Raw genomic sequence first — 20,679 nt, 5'->3', positions numbered from 1 at the left:
GCACACATTTTCATGAAACAGTTTTTAGTCTTTACCCAAAAGGAATTTTACCACATCTTCCGCGATCGCTGGACAATGATGATACTCTTGGCACTCCCCGTTGCCATGATTATCCTTTTTGGCTTTGGCATTACCACCGAAATCAAGAACACGAAATTTGCTGTATATGACCCTTCACGAGACGACGCCACTCAAGGAATCACCAATAAGATGGAGCAAAATGAATACTTCACCCTCACAGGCTACCTCGACAAGCCCGAGCAAATAGAAACGGTTTTTAAAGAGGGGAAAATTGGGCTGCTGGTAGTCTTCAGCGAGCAATTCAATGAAAATATGCTGCGGACTGGAGATGCCCAAATACAGCTCATCGCCGACGGAACCGACCCAAATACAGCTTCTACACTTACTTCTTACGCATCCAATATTATCAGGGAATACCAGCAGGAAGCACTCAATATGCAAAATATTCCTTTTAGCATTCATCCTGAGGTAAAGTTACTCTACAACCCCACCATGAAAGGGGCTTACAACATAGTTCCGGGGGTAATCGGGATGATTTTGATGCTCATCTGTGCCATGATGACTTCCGTATCTATAGCCAGAGAAAAAGAAATGGGAACTATGGAAATTATTCTCGTATCGCCCATGCCTCCCGTACTTATCATACTTTCCAAGGTAGTTCCCTACTTTGTAATCTCGATTGTAAACCTCACAAACGTATTGTTACTCTCTGTTTTTGTATTGGAAGTACCTATTGTTGGCAGCCTTTGGCTTATCGTATTCGTTTCTCTTCTCTTTATTTTTGTAGCACTTGCACTCGGCTTGCTCATTTCCACCATGGTCGATACCCAATTGGTAGCTTTGCTCTTCTCCGTAATGGGATTACTGATGCCTGTAATATTACTTTCAGGCCTAATGTTCCCTATCGAAAACATGCCAATAGCACTTCAATATGTGGCGCAGATCATTCCCGCCAAGTGGTACATTACGGCCATGAGAAATGTGATGATAAAAGGACTGGGATTTGAGTCCATCATAAAGGAAATGATCATCCTTTCTATAATGGCTGTGGTGCTCATTACAGTTAGTTTGAAAAAATTTAAAATCAGGCTTGAGTAGTCTTCTGGTTGCTGGTTGCTTGTTTCTAATTACTGGTTACTGGTTTTCTTTACGTCCACTTTTCAATATACATTCTTCATAGAACTATTAGCCAAGCATTTACTACATCTTAGGATTTCAAATAAAACTAGCAACGAGTAACAAGCAACTACAAGATTCCATTAGATATTTTAAATGAGTGAATAAAAAAGACCATACCCTTAAACTCATAGAAAAGCCATGCTACGATTTTTATTAGAAAAGGAATTCAAGCAGTTTTTCAGGAACTCATTCGTACCCCGAATGGTAATTATGTTCCCGCTTACTGCCTTATTGATCTACCCCATGGTTACCAATTTTGAGGTGAAAAACATAAACCTAAGCTTGGTAGATCATGACAAGGGCTCATATACGAGAACGCTTGTCCAAAAAGTGATTGCTTCGGGCTATTTCAATATCACCGATGTTTCTTCCAACTATGAAGAAGCTTTGGCCTCCATAGAAGCAGACGAAGCAGATTTGATATTGGAAATCCCCGCCAACTTTGAGAAAAACTTGGTGAAAGAATCGGCAAGTACGCTCATGATTTCCGCCAACGCGGTCAATGGAAATAAGGGCGGACTTGGCACAGCCTACTTAGCGAGGATCATCTCCGACTACAATGCAGATATCCGAATGGAACTGATGGGAACACATGGTAGTTTCCAGTCCTCTTTTTTGAGTATCATCCCTTTGTATAGGTACAACCCCAGCTTGCTCTACTCGGTATTTATGGTTCCTGCAATTATGGTAATGGTACTCGCCATGATTTGTGGATTCTTGCCCGCGCTCAATATAGTGGGGGAAAAAGAAAATGGAACTATAGAGCAAATGAACGTGACTCCAGTTAAAAAACTCACATTCATCATCTCCAAACTTATTCCCTATTGGTTGGCGGGCTATGTGGTGCTCACCATCGGTATTGCCGTTGCTTATTTTGCATGGAACCTCATCCCCGTAGGCTTTGTGGGAACTTTATACCTATTTGTCACCATCTTCATCCTCGCGTTTTCAGGTTTTGGATTGGTCATTTCCAACTATGCCGTCACAGTACAGCAGGCCATGTTTATGATGTTCTTTTTTGTGCTCACCTTCATTTTTATGAGTGGGCTCTACACCCCAGTGGATAACATGCCCGACTGGGCGCAGTTTATTTCTCATTTCAGCCCCCTCAAATACATCATCCAAGTACTACGAATGGTTTACCTAAAAGGAAGCGGCTTCTATGATCTTCTCCCCCAATTCGCCGCCCTTTGTGGCTTTGCCATCTTTTTCAATGGCTGGGCGGTGATTAGTTATCGGAAGAGTAGTTAATTCGTTTTTTTTTGTAACATAAGATTGCTGACAAAATGCGATCTCTACTTTTCAGCCTCAACCTCTTTGTACTGACTTGGGGTCACTTTATAAAGTTGCTTGAAGCGTTTGCTAAAGGTTTTGGTGTCGTTGTAGCCTATCATAAAAGCAACTTCTGAAATATTATAATCAGATTCCAACAAGAATTTTGCGGCAATACTCATCCGTTTTTGTCGCAAAAACTCTATCGGCGTTAGCCCTGTCAGTGATTTTATTTTATGATAAAAAACAGTTCTGCTCACATAACTAAGCTCTACCAATTTGTCAATAGTGAACTCGGGGTCGGAATAATTTTCCATCACCACCTTTTCTATATCTTCCAAAAATTTTTCGTCCTTTGAGGAAATAACTACTTGGTCCAGCTCATTTTTTTCTTTCCCAAAAACTGACCTTCCTTTTATAATATCTCTTTGCTTCAGCAAATTGGAAATTACCGCTTTCACATATGTCATGTTGAACGGCTTCAAAATATAAGCTTCTGCACCAGATTCAATTCCTATAATCTGATCTTCCAACGTCGATTTTGCCGTCAGCATAATCACGGGAATGTGGGAAGTATCTATCGAATCTTTCAGGTGCTGAACCATTTCTAGCCCGCCCATTTCAGGCATCATCAAGTCAGTAATGATCAAATCTGGAAGTTGCTTTTCCACATAGTTCAACCCTTCTTTTCCATTCAGACAAGTAGAAATATTATACTCACTTGCGAGACTTTCTTTCAAATAGCTCAAAATTTGGTCATTATCTTCAACAATCAGAAGATTCAGCTTTTTGCTCTTTTCTTTTTCCGATGTCACTACTTCCTCTATCTCATCTTCTATGACTTTTCGGTGTTTTTGTTTCCATGAAGTTTTAACCTCATCCGATAATTCAAGTTCTTTGGCATCGAAATGGTCATTTCCCTTCAATAGTTTTACCGTAAACACCGAACCTTTGCTTACTTCCGAATTCACCAAAATTGCGCCTTGGTGCATCTTCATTATTTCTTGGGCATAAGCAAGCCCGATGCCCGTTCCTCCAAACTCATCGTCCTCTTGCGTGAGGGGCGTAAACCGCTGGAACAACTGGTGCATTTTAGACTTGGGAATCCCTTTCCCCTTATCCGAAACAGCAATCGATACCACTTTTGGGTCATCAACTTTCAAATTAACCTCTACTTTACCTCCTCTTGGGCTAAACTTGATGGCATTGGACAAAATATTAAAAATAACCGAGTCAAACTTTTGAGGGTCTACCCATGCTTCACACTCTTTACTTTCATGTTTATACTTAAGTTCCAAGTCTTTGTGCTCTGCTACCAGAGAAAAATTCTCAACAATTTCCTCTAAGAATTTCGTGAGGTCAACCTTATGGATGTGAAGGTTCATTTTATTTTGCTGGATCTTCCTGAAATCCAACAACTGATTGACCAAACGCAACATCCTCTGTCCATTTTTTTCAACCAAATGCAGTTTGGCAGCCACACTTTTCGAAATATCCATGGACTCTAAAATATCGTGGATAGGTCCGAGTATCAGGGTGAGAGGTGTCCTTATTTCATGAGAAATATTGGTAAAAAACTGTAGTTTGATCTCATTTACACGCTTTTCTACTTTCAAGTCATTCTGAAGTTTTAAGTAGTTAGAATACGATCGCTTGACCACTCCAAATACTACCAGTAAAAATAGTGCGTACAAGACATACATGATCGGCTTTTTCCACCATGGAGGATGGATAGTAATATGAAGGCTCGCGACCTGATCTCCCCAACGACTATTCCAATTTGCCGCCCTCACCTTAAACACATACTTCCCGGGAGAAAGGTTGGTGTAAGTAGCCTTGTTCTGGTTATCTACATCGTTCCAGTCAATATCAAAATTTTCCAGTATAAAGGAGTATTTTATTTTAGAAGGGGCAAAGTAACTTAAGGCTGCATATTCAATGCTAAAGCTCGATTGGAAATGTTCTAGCTCAATTTTGTCAAGCGTTTCTATCGTCTGCTTTATAGGCGAATCAGGATCACTGATATCTACATTTTTATTAAAAATAAGGAAATTGGTAAAGACAAGCGGGGGCTCAAAACTTTCTTTGGAAATACTTTTTGGAGTAACTACCAGCAGCCCGTCATTAGAACCAAAAAGCAGCTCACCACTCGATGTCTGCAGCAATGTGTTTTCATTAAAAGTATCGGTATCCAATCCACTACTTCTGTCATAGTTATCAAAAGTACTGTCTAAAGGGTTATACCTAGAAAGGCCATTGTCCGTGCTAAACCAAAGCTTTCCAGAAACATCTTCAATCACACCATACACCACATTATTTACCAATCCCTTTTGTTTATTAATATGCTCAAACACCAAGGAATCAGGATCCGAGTTTATTAGCCTACTAACCCCTCCACCCAGCGTTCCAAACCATAAACCATCTTGCGAATCTTCAAAAATATGGATAACATCATTGTACGATAAACTGGTTGTCCTATCAGGTTCATAAATATATGGGTGAACCTTAAAACTATGCCCTAGTTCTCCGCTTAAGTCAATCATATTCAACCCAAAAGAGGTCGCTATCCACAGGCGATCCTCACGATCTTGATACATATCCCTCACCAAATCACTGGTGAGGTCAGAATTTCCTGCATGAATCCTTATACAACTAAGCTGCTCATTATCTCTTTTTATTACCCTATTGACTCCTCCTTCATATGAACCTATCCAGATATTCCCTTTCTTGTCTTCTATAAGGGAATAAATAATATTACTACTCAAAGAGGCTGGATTATCAGGTTCGTGCACATAATTTATGAAGCGCAATTTTTGGTAGTTATAATCAATTTCGCCCAAGGTTTTCTCGCTCACAAACACACCTCCTCCTTTAGTACCTATCCAAATATAACCATGCCTATCAAGTAGCATCGTATATATATTTTGCCCAGGCTTTACTCCTTGTACAAGTGGTAGGTTTTCAAACTTGGCGAGGGTTTTATAACTAGAATCCAAAATGTACAAATCACCAGACTTTGTACCTGCCCATAGGTTATTGCGCTGATCTTGCATAAGAGAGCGCACTATATTTTCATGTTCATTGAAACTATTTTCTTCCAGCTCTACTTTCGTAAATGCTTTGCTCGAAGTAATCGCCTTGTTTACACCACCATCAGGATAGCCCGCACCTATCCAAAGCATTCCCGAATGATCTTCTGTAAGGCAATAAATATTGTCAGAGCTAATCGTCTTGCTATTTCGAGGGTTGTGGGTGTACACCTCAAATTCATCTTCCGCCCTGTTATATAAAGTCAACCCTCCTCCATGAGTGGCAATCCAGATCTGTTTTTGCGAGTCTTCGTACAGAAACTGGCGCTCATCCACCACTATTCTATGAAGCTCGTCGGGCATAAGCTCATAATGCTGGATATGCGCCAAAGAGGAATCTAGGCGATAGATGCCAAATTTTTCTGTATTTATCCATACGGAAGCATAAGAATCTTTATACACCTTTTTTATAGTCTCCTCTTCTAAAAAATGATTCTCCAACTTCTTGTACTTCAAATCATAAATATATAAACCATGATCTTTGGTTCCGATAAGTAAAAGCTGTGGGTTTAAAGCACTTATATGTGAAATCTCCTTTCCGTTAAACTCATCAAAGCTGCTATCCGAATTACCAAACCCACCTGTAGTGAGGTCATAAGTAATAATACCTTTTTGTCTTGTGCCAAAGTATAGGACAGAATTGAGCGAAAGGGCTACGGTGAAATGATAGTCTAACCAAAAGTGGGAAAAACTGGGTTCAGGCTTGAGGAGCTCGTTGCGGGAAATATGGTTGAGACCTTTAGGTGTACCTATCCAAATATCTTTGTGTACATCATGTACAATGAAATTAACCGTATTGCTACTGAGAGCCGTTTCACCACGGTTTAGGTACTGTGTGTCAGTATAGCGGCTAGTTGCAGAATCATATTCTAAAAAATACAGCCCTGAATTACTGGAGCCGAGAAGTATTTCATCTTGAGAAGTTTCGCTAAAGCAAGTAATGGTACTATTTTTCTCTTCAAGGGACTTTAAATAATAGGGAAAGGTCTCGAACTCGTAAAGTTCATCTATAAGGTAATGAATGTAGCCATCGTTCGTCTTCACCCATATTTTCTGATGGTGATCTTGCCAAATATCGATCACCCTATTATTGGTAAGGCTTTTCTTTTTTTGTGGATCAAACCTAAATACCTTGAACTCCCTTCCGTCATAGCGGTTCAGGCCACCCCATGTGCCAAACCACATAAACCCTCTAGTATCGCAAAATATGCTTTGAACATTTTTTTGGGACAATCCATCAACCGTTCCCAATTGCTCAAAGTGATATCTTCCCTGAGCATTTACATGCATAATACCCAGACACACGCTCACACATAAAACTAATAATAGTCTTATGTTTTTAAAAAATGAGACTAGCAAACACTTCTCATGCATTGGACTTTCCATTTTCTTTATTAAGAAGCCAAGTTTAAGCAACTCAGCCCATGCAAATCTAAAAAACAACCCCCAAAATACACACAGTGATAATTCACCCCCACATATCAAACAGTTCGCCCCCCTCCAAAAATAGACAAACCCTTTATAATTGCTAATACTAACTTAGTTAGACAAGCGAAGAAAATAATGCTTGTCTTATTCTCAAACTAAAATATGAAAATTATGAAAGACATTCTACCTCTAGCACAGGGGTTACAGCAATTTGCTAAGACATTATTTCTCGCCCTTGCAATTCAACTCTCCTTCTTAAGTTTTGCCTACGCACAAGATGAAGTAAAAGTAAGTGGAACAGTTACCTCTGACAGTGGCGAACCTCTTCCTGGTGTAAACATCTTGGAGAAAGGGACTTCACGAGGAGTTATCAGTGACATTGATGGAAATTTTGCGATTTCTATTTCGAAAAATGCAGTATTGACTTTTAGCTACATTGGTTTTAAAGCTCAAGAAGTAGCCATAGGTGACCAAACCTCTTTCAATATTATACTCGAAGCAGACCTCGAGCAGCTTGACGAAGTAGTAGTAATTGGTTACGGTACGCAAAAGAAAAGTGACCTTACTGGCTCTATTGTAGGCGTTGACTCAAAAACGGTTACTGAAAGAGGAGTTACTAACCCTGTCCAGTCGCTACAAGGTAGTGTTGCTGGTGTACAGGTTTCTAACTCTACTGGTCGTGTAGGTGATAGCTTTGATGTTACTATTCGAGGTAAGAGTACCCTAGGCTCAAACAACTCTCCTCTTTTTGTGGTAGACGGAGTAATTGTTGACAACATTGATTTCTTAAACCCACAAGACATTGCCAAGATGGATATTTTGAAAGATGCATCCTCCTCGGCTATCTATGGCTCTCGTGGCGCAAATGGTGTGATCATCATACAAACCAAAGGTGGTGTACATGTACCAAGCGGAACAAGTGTTTCATTTGATGCCTTTTATGGTTTTAAAGACCCAGCAAGGCTTCCTAAAATGATGAGCTATGAGAAGTGGAGAGATTACCATTTGTCAGCCTACGTTGCAACTGTAAACTCAAATACTGTAACCAACCCAGATGAATTTTACGATGCAGTTGTTTCTCCTAGCTCAAACAGGGTGCTTAGAAGGAGATTTGAAGAGCTGGATGGTTTTGACTGGTACGATGCTGTGTTGAAAACTGGGCATCAGTCTAATAACTATTTGACTATTAACCACAGAAACGGAGGGTCTTCTTATAATATAGGATTAGGTTACCAAAACGAAACTGGTAACATTGACAACGAAGGACTGGACAAATACACCTTCCGTACAAGCATTAACCAAGAGCTCAGCGATAAATTTATGACTGGTGGAACAGTTTCAGTTTCACAAAGTACAATAGAACGAGGTAGTTCAAACGGTATGCGCCAAGCATTTAGGCTGAGCCCTTTTTTACACCCTTGGTCAATTGACGAAAACGACGAGGACATTATTGGTGATCTTTTCCCCCAGCCTGGCAAATTGACTGACGTAGATGGTCAATTTGTAGTAAATAAAACAAGTACTTACAATCCATTGCTCGAGATTGCTAACTCAAGAGACGAGACCAAACAATGGAACGTGATTACCAATGCATTTTTAAAGTACCAACCACTCGAATGGCTCTCATTCAGAACAGCCTTCTCTGGTGGACTGAAAACATACAAAAGGGGTAAATCTTGGACTGCACTGACAGAAGTAGGAAGTAAAAATGAGAATAAAGCTTCTTCAGAAGTATCTAACTTTACGAACTTCAACTTCTCTTGGGATAACCAAGTGGATATCAACAAAGAGTTTGGTGATCATAAAATTAGCGCCTTGCTATTGCATAGTATTTTCGAAACTACAACTGAAACTTCATTTGCTTCTTCTAAGCAACAGCCATTCGACACTCAGTTTTATAATGTAGGTTCTGGTATTGCTTCTACTTACAATTTAGGTTCAAATTTTTATGATTCTAGGTTGCTTTCATTTGCAGCAAGGGTAAACTATGCTTTTAAAGGCAAATACTTAATTACGGTTTCAAACAGATGGGATGGCGCTTCTGTGCTTGCCGAAGGCCACAAGTGGGAATCTTTCCCTTCTGCAGCTATTGCATGGAAATTGAATGAAGAGGGTTTCTTATCAGGAACTACTGCTCTTACAGACTTGAAACTTAGGTTGAGTTATGGTACTACTGGTAACAATAGCGTAAGCCCTTATACCACTCTCAACACACTTAACCAACAAACCTATTACGATTTTGATGGTACAGCAGCTAATGGCTGGGTATCTTCTTCTATAGCAAACAAGGCTTTGACTTGGGAGAAAACTACTGAAACAAACATAGGTGTTGATTACGGTTTCCTTAACCACAGGATTGTAGGTAGTATCGATTACTACAACAGAATATCTAATGATTTGCTCGTAAGCCAAAAACTTCCATCAGAAACAGGTTTTTCTAGTATTACATCTAATGCAGCAAAGGTGAAAAACTCAGGTGTGGAACTGATGTTGACCACTGTAAACATAGATAAGCCTAATTTTCGTTGGGAAACGATCTTCACGTTCACTAAAAACAACAATGAAATCCAGGAAATCTATGGACAGTCTGAAAGTGATGATGTAGGAAATGGCTGGTTCATCGGACAACCTATAGATGTACACTACAACTACCAGTTTGATGGTATTTGGCAAGCATCTGAAGCTGCTGAAGCAGCAGAATATAACCAATCTGAAGGACAAGCAAAAGTGGTGGATGTGAACGATGATGGAAAAATCGACCCTAATGATGACCGTGTATTCTTAGGATCTCTTAACCCAGATTGGACAGGAGGTATCATTTCTCGTCTGCAAGTACATAACTTCGATTTCAATTTCACTATTACAAGCAACCAAGGTGTGCTAGCGTACAGTAACTTCCATGCAAACTTTACCGATATGCGTGACCGTGGTCGTCAAAAGTTAGATGTTGCAGATTGGTATGTTCCTGAAAACCCTTATGGACTTACCCCACAAGCCTCTAACAGTTATCCTCAGGGAAGAAACGGTGGTACTTACTGGAGAAATGATGGAGTAGGCTATTACAAAGATGCCTCTTATGTAAAAGTAAATAACATCTCCCTTGGCTATTCATTTGCCCAGCCAGTGCTTGACAAACTGAAAATGCAACAACTTAGAGTATATGTAAATGTGTTGAACCCAATAGTGTTCACTGATTATGAAGGATACGATCCTGAGTGGGCAGACGCCTCATTGGATAGAGGTGGTGTATCGAGTGTTATTACTCAATTTGGGCTAAGCTTGAAATTCTAAATTCAAGTTCAAATCACGTTTGTTATTCTCAAATTTAAAATATGATACAATGAAAAAATTAATAGTAATATTCAGTTTATTATTCTTTTTTACTAGCTGCAAAGATTATTTAGAAGAAGAAAACAAGTCAAATGTAGCAGCAGAAGCATTTTACCTAACTCCTGACGGATACGGATCTCTGGTAAACGCCAATTATTCTGCCTTCAGGGAAATTTATGGACAAGATCCTTGGCTATTCATGGCGGGAACAGACTTATATATGGAGGGTAGAAACCCTGAGCCAGTCGGTCTTAGCCAATATTCTGACCTTACTTCAGCTTCAGAAGGTGTAAACTTTCTTTACAACAAGTGTTTTGTTGCCATTCAGAGAGCTAATACAGCCCTTCACTTTGCAGAACTTACCGAGCAAACCGAGTACTTGCCTCAAAGAGTTGGAGAAATCAGGTTCTTAAGAGCAAATGCATATTTCTTGTTAGTTCAGACTTACGGTGGCGTAAGTTTGATTACGGAGATGATTGCTGAAGCAAAAACAAGTTTTGATAGAAACTCTGCTGAAGAAGTTTACTCCTTCATCATTTCAGAATTAGAGGCTATTGTAAATGTAGTAGAAAGCGGAGCGTTCTCTGGTCGTGTGAACAAAAGAGCAGTACAAGACATGCTTGCGAAAGTTTACTTAACTAGAGCTTATGAGCCTTTCGGTTCAAGCGATGATTTTTCAAAAGCGGCTTCTTATGCTGATGCTGCCATTGCCGGCCAGTCTTTGAACCTTTCTTTTGAAGAGCTTTGGACACCCGGCAATGAGATGAACGAAGAAGTATTGTTCTCTATCCAATTCGACGAAGCGTCAATCAGCACCGACCCTACAGACCTTGGTAGCCAACAACAGAAATGGTCTGGCTCTTACTTGGGTGGTAATGAAGTAGCAGGTGATGCTCCTTATAAATCATATAACCTATGCCCTACTCGTTTTTGCCTCGATCTTTTTGAAGAAGGTGATGAGCGTTGGGAAGGAACTTTCATGACTGAGGTTTACGAAAGGTACTACGATTATTTTGACGTAGAAGACAAAAGCGGACTTACAGTTGTCGAATTCTTTGAGCCATCTTGGTTTACCGATGCAGACAGTGCTGCTTATTCAGCCGCAAACCCTTCTGCTAACTACCACAAATATGGCACTCACGACCCTGAAGGTGGTGATATTTCTGATAACTTCAATACCATTATTGTGAAAAAATTTGATGATCCATCATCACTATTTAGCGAGGATAGATCAAGTGCAAGAGATGTAATTGTTTCAAGACTTGCAGAAACCTACTTGGTAGCTGCTGAAGCATACCTTGGTACTGGCGATGCTGGAACTGGTTTGGCTAGACTTAATACGGTAAGAAACCGTGCAAATGCTACTCCTGCCACTGCTGGCGAATTCGACCTTGATTACATCTTGGACGAAAGAGGCAGAGAGCTACTAGGCGAGTACAAAAGGTGGTTCGATTTGAAAAGAACTGGAAAGTTGGTAGAAAGAGCTTCTGCCCACAATCCTTTGATAAACCAGTCAAATTTTAATGGAGCGGGCAGTGAACTTAAAATCTTGAGACCAATTCCTCAAAGTGCATTGGACCTCAACCAAAACAAAGACTTCCCTCAAAACCCTGCTTACTAGATAGTTTATCTATTGAGTAATATATCATAAACACAAACTTCTATCCTAGGCACAGATGACCTAGGATAGAAGCCTTTACCAAAGCAGCATGGACTTCAAAATACTACTTATTGGACTAGCTTTTTTCACTTTCACATCGTACGGTGCGCTAACTTTTTCCCATAAAGGAGAGGATGCCGTATTGGCATTTCCCGAAGCAGAAGGTTTTGGCAAATACACTACCGGTGGAAGAGAAGGAAAAGTCTTGATAGTAAGCAACCTCAACGATAGTGGAAAAGGCAGCTTACGTGAAGCCATTAAGCAAAAATTTCCCAGAATAATAGTGTTCAACATATCGGGTACTATAGAGCTCAAATCTGAGCTTAAAATCAACCACGGCGACCTTACTATCGCTGGTCAATCAGCTCCAGGAGATGGTATTTGCCTCAAAAACTACCCTTTAAAAGTTAGCTCTTCAAACGTAATCATCCGATACCTAAGAATAAGAATGGGTGATTTGGAACAACAACAAGACGACTGCATCAGTGTGCTTCGTCAAAAAGACATTATAATCGACCACTGCTCCTTTAGCTGGGCTTCCGATGAAGTAGCCTCTTGCTATGACAATGAGAATTTCACCATGCAATGGTGCATCATTTCGGAAAGTATGAACCACTCTGTACATGAAAAAGGAGCACATGGCTACGGAGGAATTTGGGGCGGAAAAGGTGCTACGTTCCACCACAATTTATTGGCTCACCACAAAAGCAGGCTCCCTAGGTTTTGCGGAGCTAGATACCACAAATCCCCAGAAAATGAAGTTGTTGACTTCAGGAACAATGTAGTCTATAACTGGAAAGACAACAATTCATATGCAGGAGAAGAAGGCAACCATAACATAGTTGGGAATTATTATAAGCCCGGCCCTGCTACTTCTACCTCTAAAAAAGGAAGAATTTTAAACCCTTGGTCGCCCTACGGGAAATATTATTTGGAAGGAAACATATTGGACGGCAACTCTACTGTTACCACCGACAACTGGAAAGGCGTAGTAGCAGATGCCCCCGATTCAGCTAGAACTGACGAACCCATACTAGTTTTGGATATTGAAACTGAAACGGCTCAAGATGCCTACACGCACGTACTGCTACATGCTGGGGCAAGCTTGGTTAGGGACATAGTGGACAGCAGAGTTTTGAAGAATGTGAAAGAAGGTTTGGCAGAATTTGGCTTTGAACACAAAGGAATTATCGACTCCCAAACGGATGTTGGCGGATGGCCTGAGTTGAAAACATACAATTTTAACACTGATACTGATAAAGATGGAATGCCCGATAAATGGGAAGCAAAGCATGACCTAGACCCGAAAGACAACACCGATCATGCCTTGTATTCCATCAGTAAGAATTATACTAATATAGAGGTTTACTTAAATGAACTGATCAAAAAAAATTGATATATGAAAAAGCATATTACTATCCTATTTCTTTTTATTACCCTAGCCTCTTGCTCACAAAAGGTAAAAGAGACTGACAGCCAACCCGCTGTCGAAGAATCTCAAAAAGAGAGTCCTCTTTATGTACAAATGGCAGACTCTGAGCTGAAGAGAAACCCCGATCCTCGGCTGCTAGATTTCCGAGAAAAGCCCAAATGGGAATACTCAAACGGATTAGTTTGCTCGGCTGTGTGGAAAGTGTGGCAGAAAACAAAGAATCAGAAATATTACGATTATGTGCTGTTTTATGCTGACTCCATGATTATGGACGACGGTAAAATCCTAACCTACAGAAAATTGGATTACAACATAGACAGGGTGAATCCGGGAAAGTTTGTGATGGAGGTTTATAAGGAAACGAACAAAGATAAGTACAAACTAGCGATAGAAACATTAAGGGATCAAATGCGTGAACATCCACGCACTTCAGAGGGCGGTTTTTGGCACAAGAAAAGATACCCTTCGCAAATGTGGCTTGATGGATTGTATATGGGCTCACCATTCCTAGCCCAATATGCTACTGAATTTGGCGAGCATGCAATCTACGACGATGTAGCCAAGCAGATTTATCTTATTGACAAATACACCTGGGATGAAAATGTAGGCTTGTACTACCACGGTTGGGACGAGTCAAGGGAGCAAAAGTGGTCAAACCCTGAAACTGGTCGCTCACCTCATGCTTGGGGCAGGGCAATGGGCTGGTTTGCCATGGCTTTGGTAGACGTGCTGGACTTCTTCCCTGAAGACCACCCAAAACGTGCCGATATTCTTTCAATCCACAAAAAAATGGCTGATGCGATCATTGCCAATCAAGATGCTTCAGGACTGTGGTGGCAAGTGATGGACAGACCTGGCGATGAAGGAAACTATTTAGAAGGCTCGGCATCTAGCATGTTCAGCTACTTCTTACTAAAATCTGCCAACAAGGGCTATTTAGATGGAAAATACTTGGATGCAGGCAAAAAAGGATACGAAGCGATTGTAAGCGATCTCATCCAAAAGAATGATGATGGCACTATCAGCCTTACCCAAGTTTGCGGAGTAGCTGGTTTGGGCGGCAACCCATACAGAGACGGTAGCTACGAGTATTATGTGAATGAAATTATCAGAGACAACGACCCAAAAGGCGTAGGTCCTTTCATAATGGCTTCATTAGAATTTGAAAAAGCAGAAAAAAGTGATTTATAAAAGCAAAACATATCTATTATTTCTGTTCCTGGTTTCTATGCTCTTTTGTTACAATGCAGTCGCTCAAGATTACGACGTCATAGTTGACATCAATGGGAAAGGAGACTTCACCTCTGTGCAAGCTGCCATTGACCATGCTCCTCATTTGAGGAAAAACAGAACTACGATTTTTATAAAAAATGGAGTGTACAAGGAAAAACTTATCCTTCCCAAAACCAAAACAAACATTTCGTTCATTGGCGAAAGCGTAGAGAAGACCATACTGACTTTTGACGATTATAGTTCGAAAAAGAACCAGTTTGGAGAGACCTTGGGTACTTCTGGCTCTTCTAGCTTCTTTATTTATGGAAGTGGCTTTCAAGCGGAGAATATAACTTTCGAAAACTCATCGGGAGCTGTGGGGCAAGCAGTAGCCGTAAGGGTAGATGGCGATGAAGTTTTCTTTTCCAACTGCAAATTCCTAGGATTTCAAGATACGCTCTACCCCCACGGGCAAGGAAGCAGGCAATATTACCTCAATTGCTACATAGAAGGAACTACCGATTTCATATTTGGCTGGAGCACGGCTGTTTTCGAAAACTGTGAGATATTCTCCAAAACTGGGGGACAATATATCACGGCCGCCTCTACCCTTTTGGGCGAAGAATATGGGTTTGTATTTATCAACTGCAAACTTACGGGCGATGCTCCCGACCAGTCAGTTTACCTCGGCAGACCATGGCGCCCTTATGCGCAAACCGTCTTTTTAAAATGCCAACTGGGCAAGCATATACGCCCAGAAGGGTGGCATAATTGGAACAAGCCTGATGCTGAAAAAACATCTTTTTATGCAGAGTTCGAATCGGAAGGAGAAGGGGCTAGCCCTGCTTCAAGAGTTCCGTGGGCAAAGCAATTGACCAAAGAAGATCTTTCACATTACTCACTGCAAAAAATATTTGATGGATGGATTCCTAATAAAAACTCCGTCTTGAACTATGACCATTAATTTATTAACCAAGCTCTTTACTTAAAAAATTATTCATATGTCTAGGTATATACTTTTTCTTCTGTTATTCCCTCTCTTCTTTAGCCAGTGTGCAAAGAAGGAATTTAGCAATGAACCTACAAAGGAGGGCACTTTTAGCATAGCCAACTCAAGCGATATTTTGCTGAGAAACAGCTTAGTCAGTATTGATAAGGAGCAAATAGCCAACATACTAAACGATACAAGTGCAACAGAAATAGCTGTACTTTTTAACAATGAGGAAATAGCTTCTCAGACTATGGGCGAGGCTTTACTATTTATTATAGACAGCATTTCAGCCAAATCGGAACTTCAATTCCAACTAAAAAAAGTAGAGGGACAAAAACGAAAGGAGTTTGCTAAAAAAACGCAGGCTGAAATTTCGGTGAAAGAAGGTGGGGAATGGATAGAAGTGGTGAAAAAAAATGGTAATGAACAGTTTGAATATCAAGGTGGGACATTTCAGAACATAAATGAATTGAGAGTACCTGATAAGCACACCGACCATTCTTTTTACATCAGGTACGAAGGCCCTGGGTGGGAGTCCGACTTAGTAGGCTACCGCTTTTACCTCGACTGGCGAAATGCAACGGATATTTTTGGCAAAAGCACGCATGATGTTGTACTCCAAGACGTAGGACAAGATGGGTTTGACTCGTACCACGAACAAGAACCTTGGGGCATGGATGTGTTGAAAGTGGGCAAATCTTTGGGCATCGGAGCTTTTGGGGTATTTGAAGAAGACCATGCCACCAGAATTGACAAAACAGACAGCATAACCTGTAAAATAGCTGAAAATGGCAGTATTTATTCTTCTATCAAAACCAGCTATTTCGGCTGGAAAGTGGCAGGACTTTCCATAGACCTAGAATCAAACCTCAGTATCCATGCTGGTACTCGCCTTAGCCACCACCAGCTCCAAGTGAGCGAAGCCTTGGCAAATTACTGCACTGGAATAGTAAAAGATGACAACGCAACCCTTTTTACCCAACAAGGAGATGAGAGCCAATGGGGCTTCATTGCAACTTATGGAAAACAAAGTTTGAATAATGACAATTTAGGATTAGCTGTCTTTTTTGCAAGTAAAGATTTTAAAGGATTTAGAGAAGATGAGCATAGCCATATTGTAAAAATAAATTCGGGAACAAACGAGCTGGACTACTACTTCTTAGGAGCTTGGGAAGGTGAAAAAGGAGGAATAAAAAGTGAAGCTGAATTTATTGAATACATCAAACAAACAGCAAAAAAATTAGCTCAACCAGTAAAAGTTCAGCTATAAAAAATATACACCTTAATAAATTAATAGATCAGTAAAAGATACATGAAAATGAAAAACCCACTAAAAAAATGGAAAGGAAGAATGGTGATGGCAGGGCTTGCCTTGTACCTATTTTCCTGCAATACCTCCTCTCCAGTAAACGCACCTCAGTTAGTAGAAAAAGATAATATATATGCGGGCATAGAATTTGAAATGCCCAAGGTAAAAGAAGCTTCCTTTAAAGATTATTCTGTCAAAATAACTGATTTTGGTGCTGTGGGTGATGGCATCACCAATAATAAAGAGGCAATTACCTCTACAATAGAAATGGCTGCAAAAAAGGGTGGAGGAAAAGTGATAATCCCACGAGGTGTTTGGCTTACAGGCCCTATCCAGCTCAAAAGCAACATCAACCTTCATCTTGAAGATGGCGCGCTTCTCGTTTTTAGTAAAGATTTTGATGAATATCCACTTATAGAAACCAGTTTTGAAGGGCTTGACACCTACCGCTGCATCTCCCCTATTTATGGCAAAGACTTAACAAACATAGCCATTACAGGAAAAGGGATTATTGACGGTTCGGGCGATGCTTGGAGACCAGTGAAAAAAAGTAAGCTTACAGAAAACCAATGGAACAAATTGGTAAAGTCTGGTGGAGTACTGAGTGAAAACAAACAGACGTGGTATCCTTCAGAATCATCTAGAAAAGGAGACCAAAAGGATAATTTCAATGTCCCAAATTTTGACGACCCTAAAGAATTTGAGAAAGTAAAAGACTTTATGAGACCAGTACTCCTAAGCTTGGTCGATTGTAAAAAGGTATTGCTCGATGGCCCTACATTCCAAAATTCTCCTGCTTGGAACCTTCACCCACTGATGTGTGAAGACGTGATCATCAGAAACCTGACCGTCAAAAACCCTTGGTACTCGCAAAATGGCGATGGGCTGGATTTAGAATCTTGCAAAAATGCCCTGATTTACAACAATACATTTGATGTGGGCGATGACGCCATTTGCATCAAATCTGGGAAAAACGAGGATGGAAGAAAAAGAGGCATGCCTACAGAAAACGTAATCATCAAGAACAACATCGTTTTCCACGGTCACGGAGGTTTTACCATTGGTAGCGAGATGTCGGGTGGAGTGAAAAAAATGCATATCTCCAACTGTACGTTCATAGGAACTGACATAGGGCTACGGTTTAAAAGTACCAGAGGCAGAGGCGGGGTTGTAGAAGACATTTTCATCTCAAAAATTGATATGATGAATATTCCCGCAGAAGCCATCAAATTCAACTCTTTTTATGAAGGGAAATCTCCTGTAGACACAAAGGGCGGGAAGAATAATATAGAGGACACCGAAGAGGATCTCCCTCCTGTAACAGAAGAAACTCCTGCGTTCAAAAATATTTCCCTCAAGGAAATCCATGTTAGCAACTCCGAAATAGCCGCCTTTTTCCAAGGCTTGCCCGAAAAGCATTTGTCTAACATTAGCTTAGAAAATTCAACTTTTGAGGTAAACAAAGGAATGTTCCTCATCAATTCTGATGCTTTTACTATGAAAGGCATAGATATCAAACTACAGAAAGGAAAAGCATTGACAATATTCAACTGCAACGATGTCACTGTAGATGCATTAGCTGCTGATATTGTTGAGAACAAAGGGCAGCACGTAATCAGTATTGAAGGAAAAACCAACAAACATATCAATATCACAAATTCATCAATTGACCCATCGCTTATCAGCGGATTGGAAAAATAGAATAATACCACCCAACGAAAGTTGGAAACTCTGCATAAAAAAAGCGCTCTGTCCTACAGAGCGCTTTTATTTCGTTGAAATAAAAGAATTATTCTTTATCCGAAAACTCCTGTTGAAAGTAATAATACCCCCATTATTAAGAGTGTTCCTACAAGGATTGCAGATGAAATAACAGTTTCGTAAGACTTAGGATACCTAGGTTCTACATGACCGTAGTAATAATCCTCATCCTGCAATTGCTCTTTCACTTCAGCTTCCATAGTTTCTAATTTTTCTTCTGTTGACATGGCTGTATAAAGTTTAGTTTGAAATCATTTTTGCATAGCCTAACAAAATTGGATTTCAGTTAAAATATCCCTTTTCATTTACGCTATACAATTTAATTGTTATTAGTAAGAATTGAAACAAAAGTGCCATTTATTATTCGTTATACCTAGCTTGAGATCTAAACAAGGTTTAAGCCTTTGTTAACGATATTCAATAATCAGTCCTTTTTATTTCAAACATTACACCACCATAACGGCAACAGAAATCTCAATATTGCATCAAACAGCAAAATCACTCATTTTTTTTTATTTTTTTCTCAAATTCTTACATCACTTAGTTTACGATATACACCTCAAAACATATATGTAAGATAAATAGAGGAATGTGACTATTTATGAGGAATTTCGTTTTCGTACTTCTCCCAGTTGTCTGAAAGCTCAAAAACAACCTTGCTCCCCACTTTCCAAGCAGCCTCCAGCGAAGGAATAAAAGCAGAATACCCCACTTCACCTTCCAGCTTTTCACCTGCCAAGCTTTGAGCGGCCGTTAAGCCAGGGTACTGCATAGTGAAGTTGCTAGCGGTTCTTAGCACCAAGTAGCGCTGCGGGTCAACCTTTCCCGCCTTGCCCAAATAAAGCAATGCTCTCATTACACCAGTATCTTCCATTGCCGAGGTCACAAAATTACCTTGTCCTTCAGTCCAGTAATTCACCCAGTCATTCGCCCAGTCGTTCATCAACTCACCGTGCCAGTACGTCATAGCAGCAAGTTGATCGCCTTTCATTACTACTGGCGGCTTTTGAGCATTCGGGTGCTCCGTATACTTCTCCCTCATTTTCTTTATATCACCAGTATCTTCTAGCTTAATATCTTTTGTAAGGTCAAAAGCCCAATTGACCAAGCCCGAATCTAAACGGTAAGCCTCGCCTTCGTTATCAGCTCTTGCAGGAAGCTCATAGGGCTCCTTACGGCGAAGAGGGAGATAACCTGTCGTCCAGTCCTCAGGAATCTCCCTTGCATCTATCTCGTGAGCCAGATCGCCATCTACAAGCCACTCTGCCCAAGCAGCCGAGCCTGTAGATGCATCTTCTGGATCTACCCCCGATATTCCAGCTACTATAAAGTACGCCTTGCTTAGGTCAAATCTAGGATCCATCCCCAAGCCCATGATAGATGCGGTAGCCTTGGCAGTACCAATTCCCGCACAAATACCCAAAATCTGTTTCTCGCTATTGTACCGAAGGTTGCGATTGCCTTGCGGAAAAGGAATAGTTTCGGCAAGTGGGACTCTTTCCACCCAGTACTGAAACTCACCAGGCTTATCTCCCTCGTCTTCTCCTTGCTCAAACAAAGAAATCACTACCACCTTTACAGGGATTTTTGCAGGTATCTCTACCACCTTTTTTTCTTGGCAGGCTGCTACCAAGCCAAGTATCATAGTCAACAAAACTGCTTTTCTTAAAGTCATCTTTCAGTTGGTTAAAATGTGAATTAAATATTCCTGTCAAAAGTTGTTGCCTTCTTTTTGGCAAAGAAAGGGAAGTATAAGGAGAAATGAGAGCCTGCCTATGATTTTAGAAACAGGTCACCTGAAGTCGCCTCATTTCAGCACCAAACAAGCTCATGACCTCATCAATATTGGCAAAACATGCTAAAAATCATATTTTTTCCTCCACACAAGCCGAACAATAATTTTTTTTCAATAGTTATTATGGTGGAGAACAAAATAATTATATAACTTTTAATTATAGATATATAAAAATTATAATTTTTATATATAATCTCTAC

12 protein-coding genes are annotated in these 20,679 nt (G+C 40.3%); 9 read left to right on the top strand and 3 right to left on the bottom strand.

Annotated features, from left to right (window positions below; genetic code table 11):
• Window positions 1-12 precede the first annotated feature (12 nt).
• Together R9C00_02460 and R9C00_02455 are read left to right on the top strand one after the other, a co-directional pair.
• Entirely contained in the window at window positions 13-1,119 is a 1,107-nt protein-coding gene (locus tag R9C00_02460) for an ABC transporter permease (GenBank protein ID WPO36302.1), read from the top strand.
• A 219-nt stretch (window positions 1,120-1,338) separates the two neighbouring features.
• Window positions 1,339-2,451: an ABC transporter permease gene (locus R9C00_02455; GenBank protein WPO36301.1), complete on the top strand. Its 1,113-nt coding sequence runs from the start codon at window positions 1,339-1,341 to the stop codon at window positions 2,449-2,451.
• Between the two features lie 44 nt (window positions 2,452-2,495).
• Here R9C00_02455 and R9C00_02450 read toward each other — a convergent pair whose 3' ends face one another.
• Window positions 2,496-6,851, bottom strand: coding sequence for a two-component regulator propeller domain-containing protein (locus tag R9C00_02450; GenBank protein ID WPO38760.1), 4,356 nt, complete (start codon window positions 6,849-6,851; stop codon window positions 2,496-2,498).
• Window positions 6,852-7,160: 309 nt separating this feature from the next.
• Here R9C00_02450 and R9C00_02445 point away from each other — a divergent pair, with 309 nt between their 5' ends.
• The 7 genes from R9C00_02445 to R9C00_02415 all read left to right on the top strand — a co-directional run bounded on the left by R9C00_02445 (window position 7,161) and on the right by R9C00_02415 (window position 18,624).
• On the top strand, window positions 7,161-10,280 hold the full coding sequence (locus tag R9C00_02445; GenBank protein WPO36300.1) for a TonB-dependent receptor: 3,120 nt from the start codon (window positions 7,161-7,163) through the stop codon (window positions 10,278-10,280).
• A 49-nt stretch (window positions 10,281-10,329) separates the two neighbouring features.
• Window positions 10,330-11,940, top strand: a complete 1,611-nt coding sequence (locus R9C00_02440) for a RagB/SusD family nutrient uptake outer membrane protein (protein ID WPO36299.1) — start codon at window positions 10,330-10,332, stop codon at window positions 11,938-11,940.
• Window positions 11,941-12,028: 88 nt separating this feature from the next.
• Window positions 12,029-13,375: a pectate lyase gene (locus R9C00_02435; GenBank protein WPO36298.1), complete on the top strand. Its 1,347-nt coding sequence runs from the start codon at window positions 12,029-12,031 to the stop codon at window positions 13,373-13,375.
• A 3-nt stretch (window positions 13,376-13,378) separates the two neighbouring features.
• Window positions 13,379-14,602 (top strand): glycoside hydrolase family 88 protein, encoded by a 1,224-nt coding sequence (locus R9C00_02430; protein WPO36297.1) that lies wholly within the window; start codon window positions 13,379-13,381, stop codon window positions 14,600-14,602.
• A 37-nt stretch (window positions 14,603-14,639) separates the two neighbouring features.
• Window positions 14,640-15,587: a pectinesterase family protein gene (locus tag R9C00_02425; protein ID WPO38759.1), complete on the top strand. Its 948-nt coding sequence runs from the start codon at window positions 14,640-14,642 to the stop codon at window positions 15,585-15,587.
• Between the two features lie 37 nt (window positions 15,588-15,624).
• On the top strand, window positions 15,625-16,884 hold the full coding sequence (locus R9C00_02420; GenBank protein ID WPO36296.1) for a DUF4861 domain-containing protein: 1,260 nt from the start codon (window positions 15,625-15,627) through the stop codon (window positions 16,882-16,884).
• A gap of 48 nt (window positions 16,885-16,932) precedes the next feature.
• Window positions 16,933-18,624 carry a glycoside hydrolase family 28 protein gene (locus tag R9C00_02415; GenBank protein ID WPO36295.1) on the top strand — a complete coding sequence of 564 codons (1,692 nt, stop codon included), beginning with the start codon at window positions 16,933-16,935 and terminating at the stop codon, window positions 18,622-18,624.
• A gap of 95 nt (window positions 18,625-18,719) precedes the next feature.
• Here R9C00_02415 and R9C00_02410 read toward each other — a convergent pair whose 3' ends face one another.
• Together R9C00_02410 and R9C00_02405 are read right to left on the bottom strand one after the other, a co-directional pair.
• On the bottom strand, window positions 18,720-18,911 hold the full coding sequence (locus tag R9C00_02410) for a hypothetical protein (GenBank protein ID WPO36294.1): 192 nt from the start codon (window positions 18,909-18,911) through the stop codon (window positions 18,720-18,722).
• 368 nt (window positions 18,912-19,279) lie between these two features.
• A complete protein-coding gene (locus R9C00_02405) occupies window positions 19,280-20,359 on the bottom strand; it encodes a purine nucleoside permease (GenBank protein ID WPO36293.1) in 1,080 nt (359 codons plus the stop codon).
• Between the last annotated feature and the right edge of the window lie 320 nt (window positions 20,360-20,679).

Source organism: Flammeovirgaceae bacterium SG7u.111, assembly GCA_034044135.1.
Classification (GTDB): Bacteria; Bacteroidota; Bacteroidia; order Cytophagales; family Flammeovirgaceae.
Note: the sequence above shows the minus strand (reverse complement) of the source record. Positions and strands in the feature narration are given on the sequence as shown.

Coding starts and splice junctions, on each gene's coding strand:
- R9C00_02460 (WPO36302.1), top strand. CDS start 13: ATGAAACAGTTTTTAGTCTTTACCCAAAAGGAATTTTACCACATCTTC.
- R9C00_02455 (WPO36301.1), top strand. CDS start 1,339: ATGCTACGATTTTTATTAGAAAAGGAATTCAAGCAGTTTTTCAGGAAC.
- R9C00_02450 (WPO38760.1), bottom strand. CDS start 6,851: ATGCATGTAAATGCTCAGGGAAGATATCACTTTGAGCAATTGGGAACG.
- R9C00_02445 (WPO36300.1), top strand. CDS start 7,161: ATGAAAGACATTCTACCTCTAGCACAGGGGTTACAGCAATTTGCTAAG.
- R9C00_02440 (WPO36299.1), top strand. CDS start 10,330: ATGAAAAAATTAATAGTAATATTCAGTTTATTATTCTTTTTTACTAGC.
- R9C00_02435 (WPO36298.1), top strand. CDS start 12,029: ATGGACTTCAAAATACTACTTATTGGACTAGCTTTTTTCACTTTCACA.
- R9C00_02430 (WPO36297.1), top strand. CDS start 13,379: ATGAAAAAGCATATTACTATCCTATTTCTTTTTATTACCCTAGCCTCT.
- R9C00_02425 (WPO38759.1), top strand. CDS start 14,640: ATGCTCTTTTGTTACAATGCAGTCGCTCAAGATTACGACGTCATAGTT.
- R9C00_02420 (WPO36296.1), top strand. CDS start 15,625: ATGTCTAGGTATATACTTTTTCTTCTGTTATTCCCTCTCTTCTTTAGC.
- R9C00_02415 (WPO36295.1), top strand. CDS start 16,933: ATGAAAAACCCACTAAAAAAATGGAAAGGAAGAATGGTGATGGCAGGG.
- R9C00_02410 (WPO36294.1), bottom strand. CDS start 18,911: ATGTCAACAGAAGAAAAATTAGAAACTATGGAAGCTGAAGTGAAAGAG.
- R9C00_02405 (WPO36293.1), bottom strand. CDS start 20,359: ATGACTTTAAGAAAAGCAGTTTTGTTGACTATGATACTTGGCTTGGTA.